We start from the raw sequence: 17,407 nt of genomic DNA, 5'->3' as shown, positions 1-17,407 counted from the left end.
GATGAAAGATGGTAATTGAAAAAGAATATTTAAAAGAGCAATTGCTTAAGAACTTAAAAATAAGTTTTGGTAAAGAGCTTTGTGAAGCTAAAGATTTTGAAATCTACAGAGCACTTGGAGAAACCATAATGCAGGAAATTGCAGAAGATTGGTATGATACAGAAAAATTGTATTCTCAACAAAAACAGGCTTTTTATCTTTCAGCAGAGTTTTTAATGGGAAGAGCACTAGGTAATAACCTTATTAACTTAGGAATTGAAAAAGAGGTAAAAGAGTTATTTAAAGAACTGGGAATTGACTATAATAAAGTTGAAGATGCAGAAGAGGATTCAGCACTTGGTAATGGTGGTCTTGGAAGACTTGCAGCATGTTTTCTGGATTCACTTGCCACTTTAAATCTTCCTGGGCAAGGGTATGGAATAAGATATAGAAATGGAATATTCAATCAGGAATTTAGAGATGGATATCAGATAGAAAAACCTGAAACCTGGCTTAAATACGGTGATGTATGGTCAGTAATGCGTCCAGATGACGAGGTTATAGTAACTTTTGGAGATGGAAGTGTAAGAGCATTACCATATGATATGCCAATAATTGGTTATGGAACTAAAAATATAAATACCTTAAGACTTTGGGAAGCACACTCTTTAGTTGACTTGGATCTTGGAAAATTTAATCAACAGGATTATCTTCATGCAACTCAGGATAAGACTTTAAGTGAAGATATATCAAGAGTATTATATCCAAATGACTCTACTGATGAAGGAAAGAAACTTAGATTGAAACAGCAATATTTCTTTGTATCAGCATCACTTCAGGATATTGTTAAGAAATATAAAAAGGTTCATGGAACAGATTTCAGTAAATTCTCAGACTATGTTGCTATTCAACTAAATGATACTCACCCAGTAATTGGTATTCCAGAACTTATGAGAATATTTATAGACCTTGAAGGACTTAAATGGGAAGATGCATGGGCAATAGTTGAGAAGACATTCTCATATACAAACCATACAATACTTGCAGAAGCATTAGAAAAATGGTGGGTAGGATTATTTGAACAGGTAGTGCCTAGAGTTTATCAGATAACTCAGGGAATAGATAATCAGTTAAGAGGAGTTCTTGCTGAAAAATTTCCTAATGATCAAGGAAGACAAAATAGAATGCAGATAATAAATGGCAATATGATTCATATGGCTTGGCTTGCAATATATGGAAGTTCAAAAGTAAATGGTGTTGCAGAGTTGCATACAGAGATATTAAAGAAAAAAGAGTTGAAAGACTGGTATGAATTATATCCAGAAAAATTCCTAAATAAGACTAATGGAATAACTCAAAGAAGATGGCTACTTGAGTCAAATCCACAACTTGCTGACTATATAACAGAGCTTATCGGTGATGGATGGATAACAAATCTTACTGAGCTTAAAAAACTTGAACAGTATGTTAATGATGAAAAAGTTCTACAAAGAATACTTGATATTAAACATGAAAAGAAAGTTGAACTTGCAGAATATCTACATAGAACTCAGGATATAATTATAAATCCAGATTCTATATTTGATGTACAGATTAAAAGACTACATGAATATAAGAGACAGCTTTTAAATGTATTCCAGATTATAGATTTGTATAATAGACTAAAAGCATATCCAAATATGAGCTTTACTCCTGTTACATATATTTTTGGAGCTAAGGCAGCACCTGGATATTTTGTAGCTAAAGGAATAATAAGACTTATAAATGAAGTTGCACAGATGGTAAATAGAGACCCTGCAGTAAATGATAAATTAAGAGTTGTATTTGTACAAAACTATAGAGTATCAGTTGCTCAGAAGATATTCCCAGCAGCAGATATATCTGAACAGATATCTACAGCAGGTAAAGAAGCATCTGGAACTGGTAATATGAAATTTATGCTAAATGGGGCATTGACATTAGGTACAATGGATGGAGCCAATGTTGAGATAGTTGAAGAAGCAGGAATAGATAACAACTATATCTTTGGACTTACAGTAAAAGAAGTAGAAGAGATGAGAAAGAATGGATATGATCCACATGTACCTTACAACAGTGTAGTTGGACTTAAAAAAGTAGTGGACTCACTTGTTGATGGAACATTTAACGACTTAGGAAATGGTGTATACGGAACTATTCATAGATTACTTATGGAAAATGCACCTTGGCAACAGGCAGATCAATACTTTGTATTAGAAGACTTTGAGGCTTATAGAAGAACTCAACAGATTATAAATAAAGAGTATACAGATAGAATGGACTGGGCTAGAAAATCATTGATGAATATAGCTAATGCTGGAAAATTCTCATCTGATAGAACTATAAAAGAGTATGCAGATGAAATTTGGCATATAGTTCCTGCTAAGTTATAGTAGTTTAGTTTTTGGGTTTTGGGGAGGAAGAAAATGGAAAACGAATTGGACATTTATTTGTTTCATCGAGGAGAACATAGGCAGGCATATAAATATATGGGAGCACACTTTATAGGAGATGATGAAGTGATGTTCCGTGTATGGGCTCCTCATGCAAGAAGTATATCATTAGTTGGAGATTTTAATAATTGGGATGGAAGAGACCATTGTATGAATAAAATCAACAATGAAGGAATTTGGGAATTAGCTGTCAAAGGTCTAAAAAAATATGATCTTTATAAATTTAAAGTTGAACAGGCAGATGGAAATGTAGTATTTAAAGCAGATCCTTATGGATTTTACTCAGAGATGAGACCTAAGACTGCTTCCTTGATTTATGGTATTCCAGAGTTTAAATGGAATGATACTAAATGGATAAATAAGAGAAGTATAGGTTTAGATGAACCTGTAAATATCTATGAAGTTCATTTAGGATCATGGAAGCTTGATGATGAAGGACACTGGTTAAACTATAGAGAAATTGCTGAAAAACTTTGTAAATATGTAAAAGATCTCAATTATACTCATATTGAGATAATGCCAGTAAATGAATACCCACTTGATGCATCATGGGGATATCAGGGAACTGGATATTATTCAGTAACAAGCAGATATGGAACTCCTGAAGATTTTATGTATTTTATAAACTATATGCATAGACACAATATAGGAGTTATTCTGGATTGGGTACCAGGACATTTCTGTAAAGATGCTCATGGGTTATATAGATTTGATGGAACACCTACATATGAGTATGCAGATTCAAGAATGGGAGAAAATAGAGAGTGGGGAACATGTAACTTTGACCTTACAAGAAATGAAGTACAAAGTTTTCTAATCTCAAATGTAAACTTTTGGTTTGATATTTTCCACATAGATGGAATAAGAATAGATGCAGTTGCAAATATGCTATATCTACCAACTTTAGACCATGATGATATTAAAAATCAATATGGTGGAAAGGAAAACCTTGGTGCAGTTGAATTTTTTAAGAAATTTAATTCTGTAATTCATGAAGATTTTCCAAATTGTGTAATAATAGGTGAAGATTCTACAGCCTGGCCAAATGTAACTAAGCCAGTTGAAGATGGAGGACTTGGATTTGATGGAAAATGGAATATGGGATGGATGAATGATACTTTAAAATATTTTGAAGTTGACCCGTTATTCAGAAAAGACCATCATGGAAAACTTACATTTTCATTTATGTACGCCTTTTCAGAGCACTATGTATTACCTCTTTCACATGATGAAGTAGTACATGGAAAGAAATCTATATTGAATAAAATGCCTGGATTCCTAGGGGCTCAAATGGCAAATGTAAGAGCACTATATGGTTACCAGATGTTTCACCCAGGTAAGAAATTAAATTTTATGGGTAATGAATTTGCACAGGGGCTTGAATGGAGATTTTATGAGCAACTTGAATGGGATCTTCTAAAAAAAGAAGAGAACAAAAAGATGCTTGATTATACAAGAGACTTAAATAAGATGTACCTTAAAGAAAAATCTCTCTGGTCAGATACTGGAGACACTTTTGAATGGATAGAGCATGAAAATCACGATGGAAATGTGATCATATTTAGAAGGAAATCTAAAGATCAGGAAGAAAGTATAGTTGGTATATTTAATTTCTCAGGTGAAGCAAAACATGGATATAAAATAGGAGTGGAAAAGACAAGCAGATACAGAACACTTCTTAACAGTGATGATCCTAAGTATGGTGGAAGCGGATTTACAAAGAGAAAAATATATATACCAAAGGATGAGGGATGGCATTTTAAGGAACAGCATATAGAAGTTGACATACAGGGAAATTCCGTAATCTTTTTAAAAGCGGAGAAGCAGAGAAAGAAGGTTGATAAGAAAACAGAGAAAAAAGAGAGCACCAAGAAGGATAAAATATCAGGTACTATTTTAAAGAACAACAAAAAAGTAAAAAAATAGTGTTAGGGGGATAGCCATGAAGAAGAAACAAATAATTGCTATGTTATTAGCAGGAGGACAAGGAAGCCGTTTAAAAAAATTAACAGAGAAAATAGCTAAACCAGCAGTTTCTTTTGGAGGAAAATATAGAATTATAGATTTCACATTAAGTAACTGCTCAAATTCAGGTATAGATACAGTTGGAGTACTTACACAGTATGAGCCTCATGTATTAAATGAGCATATAGGAAATGGATCACCATGGGATTTGGATAGAATGAATGGTGGAGTAACAGTATTACAACCTCACACTAAGAAAAATGATGAAGGTGGATGGTACAAAGGTACTGCCAATGCAATATATCAGAATATAGCATTTATAGATAAATATTCTCCTGAACATGTACTGATTCTTTCAGGAGACCACATTTACAAAATGGACTATGCAAAAATGCTTAAATTCCATATAGATAAAGATGCAGATGTAACAATAGGGGTATTCAATGTACCACTAAAAGATGCTCCAAGTTTTGGAATAATGAATACAAATGAAGATCTATCTATATATGAATTTGAAGAAAAACCACAAAATCCAAAGAGCACACTTGCTTCAATGGGAATATATATTTTCAAATGGAGCGTATTAAAACAATACCTTATTGAAGATGAAAAGGATCCAAACTCAAGTAATGACTTTGGTAAAAATATCATACCAAATCTTCTAAAAGATAAGATGAAACTATTTGCTTATCCATTTGAAGGATACTGGAAAGACGTTGGAACTATTTCAAGTTTCTGGGATGCACATATGGACCTTTTAAAACCAGACAACAAATTACAACTATTTGATAAGTCTTGGAGAATCTATACACGTCAAGGAATATATCCACCTCTATATGTAAGTGAAGGAGCTAAAATAGTTAACTCACTTGTTGAAAAAGGTTGTGAAATTGAAGGAGAGATTTCAAATTCAGTTATATTCCCAGGTGTAAAAATTGGAAAGAACAGTAAAATTTATAACTCTGTAATAATGCCTAATACAACAATTGAAGAAAATGTAATTATCAATAAATCAATAATAGATGAAAATGTATTTATTGAAAAGAACACAGTTGTTGGAGATAATGAAGAGATAGTAGTAATAGGTGCTGGAGAAATTATAAAGAGTAACGCTATAAAATAAGGTTGGGGAGGATAAAGTATGATTAACAATTATATGGCTATAATATTTTTAGCTGAGAAATTAGATAATATAAGAGCTCTTACTAAAATGAGACCATTAGCCTCTGTACCAGTAGGGGGAACTTATAGAATAATAGACTTTGCTTTATCAAACTTGGTAAATGCAGGAATAAGAAACGTAGGAATATTTGCAGGAAACGAAGATTTGAACTCATTAACTGACCACATTGGACGTGGAACAGAATGGGATTTGGATAGAAGAAAAGATGGAATATTTATGTTTAATCAAATGGCTGATTCTACATATACTACTAACTTAAAAAGAGTTAAGAAAAATATGGAATATTTCTTCCGTAGTAAGCAAAATAACGTAGTTGTACTAAGCTCACACATGGTATGTAACCTTGATGTAAATGATGTAATAAGAGCTCACGAAGAGAGTGGAAAAGATATAACTATGGTTTATAAAAAAGTTAAACAGGCAAATGAAAGATTTGACAACTGTGACAGTGTAAAGGTAAATGAAAAAGGTGAAGTAGTTGGAATTGGACAAAACCTTTTCTTCAAAAGAGATGAAAACATATCTCTTGAAGCCTTTGTACTAAGTAAAGAACTTCTTATTAAAATGATCTGTGATGGAATCCAAGAGGGAGTTTACTATACAGTAAGAGACCTTTTAACTAGAAACCTTGGAAGAGTAAGTATAAATGGTTACGAATTTAAAGGATACCTTGCTTGTATCAACTCTACAAAAGAGTACTTTAACTTTAATATGGATCTTCTTAAAAAAGAGGTTAGAGATGACCTGTTTAACAAAGACAGAAATATCTATACTAAGAGTAAAAATACACCACCTTCACTATTTAGAGACACAGCAGAAGTTAGCAATACTTTAATTGCAAATGGATGTATAATAGGTGGAGTAGTTAAAAACTCAATACTTGCAAGAGGAGCAGTAGTAGAAGAGGGAGCAGTAGTAGAAGATTGTGTACTTCTTCAAGATAGTGTTGTAAAATCAGGAGCTATACTAAAAAATATCATTGTAGATAAAAACAACGTAGTTAAATCTAATGAAAAACTTAGTGCTTCTAGAAACTATCCATTAGTAATTGAAAAGAGCATCCAATGGGATGATAAACATTATAAAAACATATTTGATTTTATAGAAAAATCAACTTTAAATCTTAACGTCAATAAGTAGGGAGGAAAAATGATAAAAGTTCTTTTTGCTACTGGTGAAGCGTGGCCTTTTATTAAGACTGGTGGACTTGGTGACGTTGCGTATTCTTTGCCAAAAGCATTAAAAAATAAAGGTGTAGATGCAAGGGTAATACTACCTAAGTATCAACAGATACCTGAACAATACAGATTTGCAATGAAACATCTAGGACATAAAAAAATATGGGTATCACACTATAATGCCTATGTTGGAATAGAAGAGTATGAGCTTGATGGTGTTACATATTATTTTGTAGATAATATGCAATATTTTGCAAGACCTAAAGTATATGGGGAGATAGACGACTGTGAAAGATTTACATTTTTCTCAAAAGCAGTAGTTGAGACATTTGATCTCACTGGGTTTACACCAGATATTATTCACTGTAATGACTGGCATACTGCCTTGATTCCTATATATGTAAGAGAAAGAGGTCTTCAACATGATATAAAGACAGTATTTACTATTCATAATTTAAGATTCCAGGGATTTTTCCCAAATATTGAAATTGAGGAAACTCTTGAAATAGATAGAGAAAGATATTACCAGGAAGATGGACTTAAGTTCTATGATGTTATATCACTTTTAAAAGGTGGAGTGGTATATGCAGACTATGTAACTACTGTAAGTAGAACATACTCACATGAGATAAAGACTCCAGAGTATGGAGAGGGTATAGATGGACTATTTAGAAAATTTGACTATAAACTTACTGGTATAGTAAATGGAATAGATACATCTGTATATAAGGCTCCAAAAGAATCAAAAAGTTCTTTAAAAGCTAAACTTCAAAAATCTCTAGGGCTTAATGTAGATCCAAATGTACCTTTAGTTGCAATAATATCAAGACTTGATAGACAAAAAGGAATAGATATGATTACTCAAGCCTTTGATAGAATGATGGGCCTTGGAATACAGTTTGTTCTTTTAGGAAGTGGAGAGCCATATTATGAAGATTTCTTCAGATGGAAAGAAAATCAGTACAGAGGAAGAGTCTGCTCATATATAGGATTCAATCAACCACTTTCACTTGAGGTATATGCTGGAGCAGATATGTTTCTAATGCCATCACTATTTGAGCCATGTGGATTATCTCAAATGATAGCTATGGAATATGGAACTGTACCTATTGTAAGAGAAACAGGAGGACTTAAAGATACTGTTACTCCTTATAATGAATACACTGGACAGGGAAATGGATTCAGCTTTATTGATGCAACACCTGAAGTAATGTTGAAAATAATTGATTACGCTATTAAGATTTTCAGAGATAAAAAACAGTGGAATCTTATTGTAAAACATGGTAAAGAAAGAGACAGTAGCTGGAATAGACCTGCACAGGAATATATAGATGTGTATAAAAAAATAATGTAATAATATGAAAGTCTGTAACTGCCTAAATATCAGGTGGCTACAGACTTTTTTATTTTTTGAATTGAATTAATCTATCTTACAAGAACATATATCCCAATTAAAAGAAGAAGTGTATAGTAGGAGAAAATAATCTTATTTACCCTGTTTTCATGATTGATTTTAAAATTTATCTTATCAATAATCATTGAAAATACAGCTAAGGTACAGAACATTCCAGTTGACATTATAATTGTACTTGGAAAAAGATACTCACGATGTCCCAGTACTGTAATGGTAAGTAAAAGACTCAGTACCCCTGAGCAGGGGAAAAATACTCCTATTACAAAAAACTTATCTTTTATCTTTCTCTCTGTAAATTCATTTACCATATTAAAAAGAGCTAGAAGTATAAGAGTAATTCCATATAAATGCTTTCCAAATTCATCAAGATATTTTACCTGTAGAGCATTAAAAGCTTTATTTTGCCCAAAAATAACATAGATAATTATAAAGCTAATAAGGGCTTGAGTATAAGCTATGAAAGCTGAATAAAGTATAAGTGTGGGCTTCTTATGCTTTAAATGAAGTGTAAGGAGATATGTTTTTCCATGTCCTGGTCCTATAGAATGAATAACACCATAACTAAATATTAAAAGAGACCAGTATATAACATCATTTTTCTTTACACTGAATACAAATTGCCTCATTATTTTAAGCTGTATCTGTTGAAGTTTGAAAAAGAGCTCTCTGTTAAATAAAAAAAGTACAATAATTCCAATGATGATTATAAGTATAGTAAATTTGCGTTTCAATAGAATTTCACCTCATACTCTTTAGGGTATACCATACCATAGTAAAATGGTTTTTTCATATTCTCCTTTAAGGAAAACTTAGCAGAATAATCACTATTTTGCATAGTTATATGAAAATCTTCCTTTTCGTAATCATATGTATAAAAATATTCAGTATCATAGATAGCAAAAACAATTGAGGTTTTATTATCTATCTTTTCATAGATAGGTATTTCAATATTAATTTTTAAAGAGTCATCCTCTATTTCTGCATCTTTAAATATTGGGTTAAATTTTTTGTCCTTTCCATCCCACTGAATCCGAAGATCATGTATAACATCCTTATAAAAAGAGAGATCTTTATCTGTAATGGTCTTTCCTTTTGGTATTTTTTCAGTGAAAAGTACCGTGTTCATTTCATCGAGATACACAGTTACATCCAAAGTCTTAACTTCATCTTTCTCAACATTAAGTTGAAAAGCACCTGTGAAGAAAACATGAGGATGTGCATAGATAGAGATACTAAGAAGTATAAAAAATATAAAAGTTTTTACCATATAAAAATCCCCTTTCTGCAAAGATACAATATTTTATCATAAAAATACCATAAATTAAATATTTATTCCCTGATTAATATTATATAAATTGAAAAGTAGCTATTGATAAAAGATATAATAGAATATTATAACATATAAAATTAATAAATATTAAAATTATAAAAAATGAATATTTTGATATACTAAATATTTGTTGACTTTAGAAAATTCATAGTGTATTCTAAAATAGTATAGATTAAATGAACAGATTGTGAATTAATTTAAGAGAATAATTTGAAATTTGTCAATAAAAATGAGGTGGAAAGAGTTTATGGAAAAAAGTATATATAGGGTAAAATCTTCAAGCTCAAAAGGGGAAACTCTTTATCTGATACTGGCTTTTATAGTTATAATTTCTATAGCTTCGGCTCTTTTAAAATTGAGAGAAAAACCAATATTTATACAGAAGATAGAGAAGAATGAGATAAGTTCTTATAAAAGTTTTAATAGCATTGAACTTGGAATTTATTCAGAGCTGTTAAATTCTTTAACTGATATAGAGGGACTGAAAGAGGAAACAGGAAATTATCCTGAGATAAAACTCCTTGAAGAGGAGGGTATTCCGCCATTTGTAAAGGATGAAACATGGAAAAATAAAGGAGAGATTGACTGGGAGCTCATATATCATGATAATCAGCCAATATATCTTGGAAAGAGTAATAATTTTGATGTGACAGGAAATTTTCTGGTAGAGATAAATAAAGAAGATATAGGTAAAAGTAATATCTACTACTCTAAGGAGCATATCAATACCAGTGTTGTAAGAAATAGATATGAGGATATGAGAGATATTATGAAAAGAGTAGTATCATACACTGGAAACGAAGAGAGAAGAAAGTACAAGGAGGAGTAATTATGAAGAAGATAGTTTTACTTGTGGCAATGTTTATTTTGGGAATAGCTTCATTTGCAAAGGATAAGCTCAATATTGGAGTAACTCTTCAACCCTATTATAGTTATGTAACAAATATAGTTGGAGATACTGCAAATGTAGTACCTGTAGTGAGATTGGATATCTATGATTCACATAACTATCAGGTAAGAGCAGAAGATATTACTAAAATGGATAATATAGATGTATTAGTGGTAAATGGTATTGGCCATGACGAGTTTGTTTTTAAAATGTTAGATGCAGCTAAAAACAAAGACAGGATAAAAGTTATATATGCTAATAAAAATGTATCTTTAATGCCAATTGCTGGAACACAAAACTCTGAAAAGATTTTAAATCCACATACTTTTATATCTATAACAGCTTCTATTCAGCAAGTATACAATATTGCAAAAGAACTTGGAGAGATAAATCCAGAGTATAAAGCTCTCTATATGAAAAATGCAAGGGAATATGCAAGAAAATTAAGAAAGATAAAATCAGATGCTTTAGAAAAAATAAAAGGATTGGAAGGAATGGACTTAAGAGTTGCAACAGCTCATGGAGGATATGACTATCTATTTTCAGAATTTGGAATTGAGGTCAAAGCTGTAATAGAACCTGCTCATGGAGTACAACCAAGTGCAGCAGAGCTTGAAAAAGTTATAAATAAAATAAAGAAAGAAAAGGTAGATGTCATATTTGGAGAAAAGGCATTTAACAGTAAGTATGTAGACACTATCAATAAGGAAACTGGAGTTGAAGTAAGATATTTATCTCATTTGACAAATGGACCTTATGAAGTTGATGGCTTTGAAAAATTTATAAAGCAGGACTTAGATGAAGTGGTATCTGCTATACAGGAAGTAGCTAAAAAAAGAGGAAAATAAGATGAATGGAATAAAAATTGAGATAAAAAATTTAAGTCTCACTCTGTCAAATAATGAGATATTAAAAGATATAAATCTCACAATAAATGAAGGAGAAGTTCACTGCCTCGTTGGACCTAATGGTGGAGGAAAGACATCTTTACTCAGATGTATACTGGGACAGATGCCCTTTCAAGGTGAGATAAATATGATATATGAAGGGGAAAGAAATATTGGTTATGTTCCACAGCTTTTGGATTTTGAAAGAACTCTTCCAATTACAGTGGAAGATTTTATGGGAATGACCTGTCAGATTAAACCCTGTTTTTTAGGATTATCTGGGAAGGTAAAAAAAGAGGTTGAATCACTTTTGAAAAAATTAGGTGTATATGAAAAAAGAAAAAGACTTCTTGGAAATTTATCCGGTGGAGAAAGACAAAGGGTACTACTTGCTCAGGCTCTTTATCCAACACCTAAGCTTCTTATTTTAGATGAACCATTGACAGGAATAGACAGATTGGGAGAAGATTATTTCCGTGAAATTATAAAAGAGCTTAAATCTAAAGGAGTAACTATTTTATGGATTCATCATAACCTTTTACAGGTAAAAGAGATGGCTGATGTAGTTACATGCATTCGGGGAAAGGTTATGTTTAGTGGAGACCCAAAAAAAGAGCTTACAGAAGAGAATATCATGAGAATATTTGGATAAGTGGGGGATAATTTTGGATAGTATAAGAGAATTTTTAATAAATCTGGCAACACAGGGTGTATTACCCTTTCCATTTAAATATGGTTTTGTTATTAATGCACTTATATGTGGTTTATTTGTAGGGCCTATATTGGGAGCTATGGGAACAATGGTAGTAAGTAAAAAAATGGCTTTCTTTTCAGAAGCAGTAGGTCATGCTGCTATGACAGGGATAGCTATAGGGATACTTGTAGGTGAGCCGTATTACTCACCTTATATATCGCTTTTTGCTTACTGTATACTTTTTGGGCTGATAATAAACTATACAAAGAATAGAACAAAGATGTCTTCAGATACCTTAATAGGTGTATTTCTTGCTATGTCGATTGCCTTAGGAGGAGCACTTCTAATATATGTTGCAGGAAAAGTTAACTCCCATATTTTAGAGAATATCCTTTTTGGTTCTGTCCTTACAGTAAATGATACAGATATATTTATACTGGTAGTGACATCAATAATCATTTTAACTGTTATTGTGCCATATTTTAATAAGATGCTACTTGCAAGTTTTAATCCAAGTCTTGCAAGTGTAAAGGGAGTTAGAGTAAAACTTCTGGAATATATTTTTATAGTAATGGTAACTATCATAACAATAGCTTCTGTTAAGATAATTGGTTCAATATTGGTAGAGGCATTGCTTCTTATTCCTGCAGCTGCAGCAAAAAATATCTCAAAATCCATGAGAAGTTTTATACTTTATAGCATTATATTTGCTTTAATCAGCTGTCTTGTTGGAATATTTATTCCTATATATTATGAGATATCTATTCCATCTGGAGGAGCAATTATACTTATATCAGCATTTATATTTATCCTCACTATAATTATGAGGGCTATGTTTAAAGGATTTAGAGAGGGAGAGTAGTGATGAAAAAATTATTATTCATATTGATATTATTATTTACTGGTATTGTAGCTTATGGAAAAAATATAGTTATAACTTCTATACAGCCTTTATATTCCCTTGTAAGTATTCTAACTGAGGGAACTGATATTGAAAGCTATACACCTTTTGAATCTGATGTATCTATGACTACATCAAGAGAAGCTATGAAAGAGGAAAACTTCAATCTGGATATAGCTAAAAAAGCTCAGGCTGTAGTAGATATCGCTCACGTCTGGCCAGAGGATATGATATATGCAAAAGCAAGACTTAAAAATATTCATATTATTGAGATAGATGCAAGTCACAACTATGATGATAAGAAACCGACTTTATTTGTAAATGAATATAGGAGTGGAAAAATCAATCCATATATCTGGATGAGCAGTAAAAATCTTATTAAGATGGCAAATCTTATAGCTGGAGATTTAGAGAAGATATATCCTAAAAATAGTAAAAAAATTGAAAATAACCTTAGAAAATTTTCAAAGGAATTATTAGTTGAGGAAAAAAATATAGATAAAAGACTTCTTGATACAGCTACTTCTGAAGTTATATCTCTATCAGAAAATCTTAATTATTTTTTAAATGATATGAATATCTATACAGAATATTATGATTATTCAAAATTAAATGAAGAGAATGTTAAAGATATAATTGAACAATATGGAATAAAAACTATAGTTTCAGATAGATGGGTAAAGAAAAAAGTAATAAAAGCAATAGAAAATGCAGGTGGAACATTTGTATATATAAATACCCTGGATATCCCATATGATAAAGATGGAAAGATGGATCCCCAAGCTATTTTAAAAGTATATAGAGAAAACAGTGATGCTCTTTTAAAGGGGTTGAATCACTAAGTTAAGGAGGAACAATGAAAAAGATTCTTGTAACGTTACTTATGGTTTTTACTTGTGTTGTAGCTTTTGCTCATGCACCTCTTCTATCAGTAGATGACAATGATGATGGAACTATCTATATAGAGGGAGGATTTTCAAATGGTGCATCTGCTGAAGGTGTCGAGTGTATTATTGTAAAAGACAGAGCTTATAATGGCCCTGAGGACACTTTTAATGGGAAGGAGATTATCTATAAAGGAAAATTTGGAAAGGATAATTCAATAACTATACCAAAACCACTTACCCCTAAATATGAAGTATATTTCAATGGCGGAGAGGATCACGTATTGGGAAAAAAAGGTCCAAAGCTTGAAGAAAAAGATATGGAAAAATGGAAAAAAGCAGTAGCTGATTATGATTTTGGTGATTGGAAAGAGTCAATGACTGAGAAGTAAGCAACAAAAATAAAATATAGAAAGCGGAGGGATTTATATGAGAAAAGGGATATTTTTACTTGGAGCACTAGTTCTTTCATCAAGTTTGTTTGCACATGATCATTTTATGTATACTGATAATCTTGATGTCAGTGGAAAAAATGAAGTAAAAATGAAAGTTATGTTGGGGCATCCAGCTGAGGGAAAGGATATGGGAACTATAAGTGTAGGGACTGTAGATGGAAAAACTACTCTACCAGTGGATTTCTTTGTAATTCATAATGGAGAAAAACAGGACCTGACTTCTAAAGTTAAACAGGGATTTATAAAGAGTCCTAAAGGGCAAACTGTAACCTTTGACGCTGTATATGGTAAACAGGATGGATTAAAAGGTGGAGGAAGCTGGGTATTTGTAATGAATCCTGGAGAAACAAAGGATTCTGGATACCATTTTTATCCAATTGTAAAATTAATTGTTACAAAAGATTCAGCAGGATCTGACTATAATCAGAGAGTAGCACCAGGTTATGATGAGATAGTACCACTTCTAAATCCAGTAAATGCTTGGAAAGATAATGTATTTAGAGCTAAATTTGTAGATAAAGATGGAAATCCAATTAAGAACGCAAGAGTGGATATAGATCTTTTAAATGTTAAAATAGATATGAATAAAAATAGTTATATTCCTAATGCAGAGATTCCTAAATCTTCATTAAGAGTCTTTACTGATGACAATGGAGTATTTGCCTTCGTTCCTTCAAAAGCTGGAAAATGGGTAATAAGAGCAGTGAGATCAATAGATAAAGATAAACAGGAAGTACATGATTCATCTCTAGTAGTTCAATTTGAATAATAAAAAAAGCCAGCAATAAAAAGCTGGCTTTTTAATTTATTAATAATTTTCAGGGAAAAGAATTTTTTCTACTCCCTCAATGATAATATGCAGTATCATCATATGGATCTCCTGAATTCTATCAGAAGTTTTTCCAGGAATGATAAATTCAAAATCTCCCATTCCCTTTAACTTTCCTCCATCTTTTCCTAGTAGAAGACAAGTTTTCATTCCAATTTTTTTAGCTGCTTCTACAGCTTTTATTACATTTGCTGAATTACCACTTGTAGAGATACCAAAGAACATATCTCCCTGTTTTCCATAAGCTTCTACTCCTCTTGAGAAGATGTAGTCAAATCCATAGTCATTTCCAACACATGTAATATGAGATGAGTCAGAAAGAGCTATTGCAGGAAGAGCTTTTCTATCACTTCTAAATCTACCAGTAAATTCTTCAGCAAAGTGAAGAGCATCACAGTTGCTTCCACCGTTACCACATATCATAACTTTATTTCCATTTTTAAAAACCTCAGCTAAAGCTTTAGCTGTTTTTTCAGTTTCTCCTCTTTTTTCTTCTTCTTTTATAAAATTTTCAAGAAGTTCAAATTCAGTTTTATACGATTGCAGTAAGTTCATATATCCTCCTAGTGTTGAATCTTATAATCTTGAATAAAGTTGATAAATTTAATGATTTGGATAAGACTCTTCTTATCTTTAGTGATGACGATTTGATATCCGTCTTTTACTTCATTTACCTTATATATAACTTTAAATTCTCCAGTTTCAACTTCTTTATGTACAGCGTAATAAGGAAGAATAACGTTACCTATCTCTTCTCTTACCATTCCTTTGATAACTTCAAGACTTCCGTTAACATTTATTTTAGAATCAAATGAAACTCTAAACTTATCTTCAATTGCTGCAAGAGCCTCGTTGTTATTAGGAATATTTTTTCTTGTAATTAAAGGATCTTTTGCAACGCTTTCCATACTATGATATTCCTTAGTACTTACCAAAGTATATGGCATTTTTTCTATTGTTATTACTTCAAGGTTAGGGTCATTTAAGTGTTGTTCGTCAATTATAAGTATGTCCAAATCCCCTTCTTTTAAAAGCTTTAGAAGCCAATCTTTTTGACCAATAACAATTTCATATTCAATCTCTTCATGAGCTTTTGAAAATCCATTCATAAGTCTTGGAATTAATGGTTCACCGATTACAGATGTTGCACCAATGGCAATTCTTGCTCTGTCCAAGTCAATAATTCTTGAAATTTCCTTTTCTGCTCTTTTAACTTTATCAAAGATATCCTCAGCCATTTTGTATAATGCTTCCCCAGTATAAGTTAGCTTGATTTTCTTAGAACTTCTATCAAACAGTTTAGCATTTAAAATCTCTTCAAACTTTTTTACCTGGATAGAGACTGCTGACTGATTTATATAAAGTTTACTTGCAGCTTTGGTAAAACTTCTCTCTCTAGCTACTTCGTAAAATATTCTCAAATAATGTAAATCCAAAGACACCAACTCCCTAAATTATATTCTTCATATATAAAATAAATACTTTTACATATGTTTAATTCTATCATAAAAAATGGATAAAGTATAATTATTTTTTATAATTTTATTTATTTTTTATATAACACCAAAATGTTTAAGTGCTTTAACAACACCATCATTATCTACAGTGTCTGTAATGTAGTCTGCTACCTCTTTTAATTCTTCGTTGGCATTTCCCATAGCTACACCTATTCCAGCAGCCATAATCATAGTTTTATCGTTTCCACCGTCACCGAAAGCCATAACTTCATCTTTAGTATACCCATAGTGTTCCATTATTTTCTTAACAGCTACATGCTTTCCACCACCAGCAGGAATAACATCTATAAATAGAGGGCTCCATCTGGTAGCTTCACAATTTGGAAGTACACTCATAAATGTATCCTGGTAATCTACAGGAATATAAGGATTAAGCTGGAATATTTTAGCTTTAACAGCTCTTGATACATCTGTAACTAGTGGTAATGGAAGATTTACACTTTCCAATACATTTCTTACACAGTCATCAATCTGATTTACATACATCTCTTTATCTTCAACAAAAGTACAAGTGATATTGTTCTCTTTAACAAAATCAACAATAGCTTCTATATCTTCTTTACAAATATGATTTTCATAAAGTACTTCATGCTTATCATTAAAACAGTATTGACCATTTAGAGTTACAAAACCATCAAATTTAATCTCAGCAACATTATTACCCATATATAAAATAGATGGGTGACGTCCTGTAGCTACAAATACTTTGATATTTTTATCCTGCATAGTTTTTATAGCATCTAATGTACTTTTAGGTACTTTATGTGTTTTAAAGCTTACAAGAGTTCCATCTACATCAAAAAAAACAGCCTTTATCATTTATTCTATACC

The 17,407-nt window shown here is 31.5% G+C and carries 17 protein-coding genes; 12 read left to right on the top strand and 5 right to left on the bottom strand.

Features of this window, described 5'->3' with window-relative positions; genetic code table 11:
- Positions 1 to 8 precede the first annotated feature (8 nt).
- Genes IX290_RS00650 through IX290_RS00630 form a run of 5 tightly spaced genes read left to right on the top strand, consistent with a single transcriptional unit; the run spans position 9 to position 8,130 of the window.
- Entirely contained in the window at positions 9 to 2,390 is a 2,382-nt protein-coding gene (locus IX290_RS00650; RefSeq protein ID WP_211491292.1) for a glycogen/starch/alpha-glucan phosphorylase, read from the top strand.
- 33 nt (positions 2,391 to 2,423) lie between these two features.
- Positions 2,424 to 4,376, top strand: a complete 1,953-nt coding sequence (gene glgB, locus IX290_RS00645; RefSeq protein ID WP_211491291.1) for a 1,4-alpha-glucan branching protein GlgB — start codon at positions 2,424 to 2,426, stop codon at positions 4,374 to 4,376.
- Between the two features lie 16 nt (positions 4,377 to 4,392).
- Positions 4,393 to 5,538: a glucose-1-phosphate adenylyltransferase gene (locus IX290_RS00640; protein ID WP_211491290.1), complete on the top strand. Its 1,146-nt coding sequence runs from the start codon at positions 4,393 to 4,395 to the stop codon at positions 5,536 to 5,538.
- An 18-nt stretch (positions 5,539 to 5,556) separates the two neighbouring features.
- Positions 5,557 to 6,738, top strand: coding sequence for a glucose-1-phosphate adenylyltransferase subunit GlgD (gene glgD, locus IX290_RS00635; RefSeq protein WP_211491289.1), 1,182 nt, complete (start codon positions 5,557 to 5,559; stop codon positions 6,736 to 6,738).
- A 12-nt stretch (positions 6,739 to 6,750) separates the two neighbouring features.
- On the top strand, positions 6,751 to 8,130 hold the full coding sequence (locus tag IX290_RS00630) for a glycogen/starch synthase (protein WP_211491306.1): 1,380 nt from the start codon (positions 6,751 to 6,753) through the stop codon (positions 8,128 to 8,130).
- A 71-nt stretch (positions 8,131 to 8,201) separates the two neighbouring features.
- Here the strand turns inward: IX290_RS00630 and IX290_RS00625 are convergent, their stop codons facing one another.
- Together IX290_RS00625 and IX290_RS00620 are read right to left on the bottom strand one after the other, a co-directional pair.
- Positions 8,202 to 8,921 (bottom strand): hypothetical protein, encoded by a 720-nt coding sequence (locus IX290_RS00625; RefSeq protein WP_211491288.1) that lies wholly within the window; start codon positions 8,919 to 8,921, stop codon positions 8,202 to 8,204.
- Positions 8,918 to 9,457, bottom strand: a complete 540-nt coding sequence (locus IX290_RS00620) for a DUF1007 family protein (RefSeq protein ID WP_211491287.1) — start codon at positions 9,455 to 9,457, stop codon at positions 8,918 to 8,920. Before IX290_RS00620 ends, IX290_RS00625 begins: the two co-directional genes overlap by 4 nt.
- A gap of 310 nt (positions 9,458 to 9,767) precedes the next feature.
- On the opposite strand from IX290_RS00620, the gene IX290_RS00615 reads away from it, so the two are divergent.
- Genes IX290_RS00615 through IX290_RS00585 form a run of 7 tightly spaced genes read left to right on the top strand, consistent with a single transcriptional unit; the run spans position 9,768 to position 14,999 of the window.
- Entirely contained in the window at positions 9,768 to 10,349 is a 582-nt protein-coding gene (locus IX290_RS00615) for a hypothetical protein (protein WP_211491286.1), read from the top strand.
- A 2-nt stretch (positions 10,350 to 10,351) separates the two neighbouring features.
- Positions 10,352 to 11,257 (top strand): zinc ABC transporter substrate-binding protein, encoded by a 906-nt coding sequence (locus IX290_RS00610; protein ID WP_211491285.1) that lies wholly within the window; start codon positions 10,352 to 10,354, stop codon positions 11,255 to 11,257.
- Position 11,258: 1 nt separating this feature from the next.
- A complete protein-coding gene (locus IX290_RS00605; protein ID WP_211491284.1) occupies positions 11,259 to 11,948 on the top strand; it encodes a metal ABC transporter ATP-binding protein in 690 nt (229 codons plus the stop codon).
- Positions 11,949 to 11,958: 10 nt separating this feature from the next.
- Positions 11,959 to 12,852, top strand: a complete 894-nt coding sequence (locus IX290_RS00600) for a metal ABC transporter permease (protein WP_211491305.1) — start codon at positions 11,959 to 11,961, stop codon at positions 12,850 to 12,852.
- Entirely contained in the window at positions 12,852 to 13,733 is an 882-nt protein-coding gene (locus tag IX290_RS00595) for a zinc ABC transporter substrate-binding protein (protein ID WP_211491283.1), read from the top strand. Before IX290_RS00600 ends, IX290_RS00595 begins: the two co-directional genes overlap by 1 nt.
- Positions 13,734 to 13,747: 14 nt before the next feature.
- The gene (locus IX290_RS00590) at positions 13,748 to 14,167 is read left to right on the top strand and encodes a hypothetical protein (protein WP_211491282.1); all 420 of its coding nucleotides are present in this window, start codon (positions 13,748 to 13,750) and stop codon (positions 14,165 to 14,167) included.
- Positions 14,168 to 14,204: 37 nt separating this feature from the next.
- Positions 14,205 to 14,999: a DUF4198 domain-containing protein gene (locus tag IX290_RS00585; protein WP_211491281.1), complete on the top strand. Its 795-nt coding sequence runs from the start codon at positions 14,205 to 14,207 to the stop codon at positions 14,997 to 14,999.
- Positions 15,000 to 15,038: 39 nt separating this feature from the next.
- Here the strand turns inward: IX290_RS00585 and gmhA are convergent, their stop codons facing one another.
- The 3 genes from gmhA to IX290_RS00570 all read right to left on the bottom strand — a co-directional run bounded on the left by gmhA (position 15,039) and on the right by IX290_RS00570 (position 17,395).
- Positions 15,039 to 15,614, bottom strand: a complete 576-nt coding sequence (gene gmhA, locus IX290_RS00580) for a D-sedoheptulose 7-phosphate isomerase (RefSeq protein ID WP_211491280.1) — start codon at positions 15,612 to 15,614, stop codon at positions 15,039 to 15,041.
- 8 nt (positions 15,615 to 15,622) lie between these two features.
- The gene (locus tag IX290_RS00575; RefSeq protein ID WP_211491279.1) at positions 15,623 to 16,495 is read right to left on the bottom strand and encodes a LysR family transcriptional regulator; all 873 of its coding nucleotides are present in this window, start codon (positions 16,493 to 16,495) and stop codon (positions 15,623 to 15,625) included.
- Positions 16,496 to 16,612: 117 nt separating this feature from the next.
- A complete protein-coding gene (locus tag IX290_RS00570; RefSeq protein ID WP_211491278.1) occupies positions 16,613 to 17,395 on the bottom strand; it encodes a Cof-type HAD-IIB family hydrolase in 783 nt (260 codons plus the stop codon).
- Positions 17,396 to 17,407: the final 12 nt, after the last annotated feature.

It is taken from the genome of Fusobacterium sp. DD2, assembly GCF_018205345.1.
In the GTDB taxonomy this organism is placed as follows: Bacteria; Fusobacteriota; Fusobacteriia; order Fusobacteriales; family Fusobacteriaceae; genus Fusobacterium_A.
The sequence above is the reverse complement of the archived record's forward strand: the minus strand, read 5'-3'. Positions and strand labels throughout refer to the sequence as shown.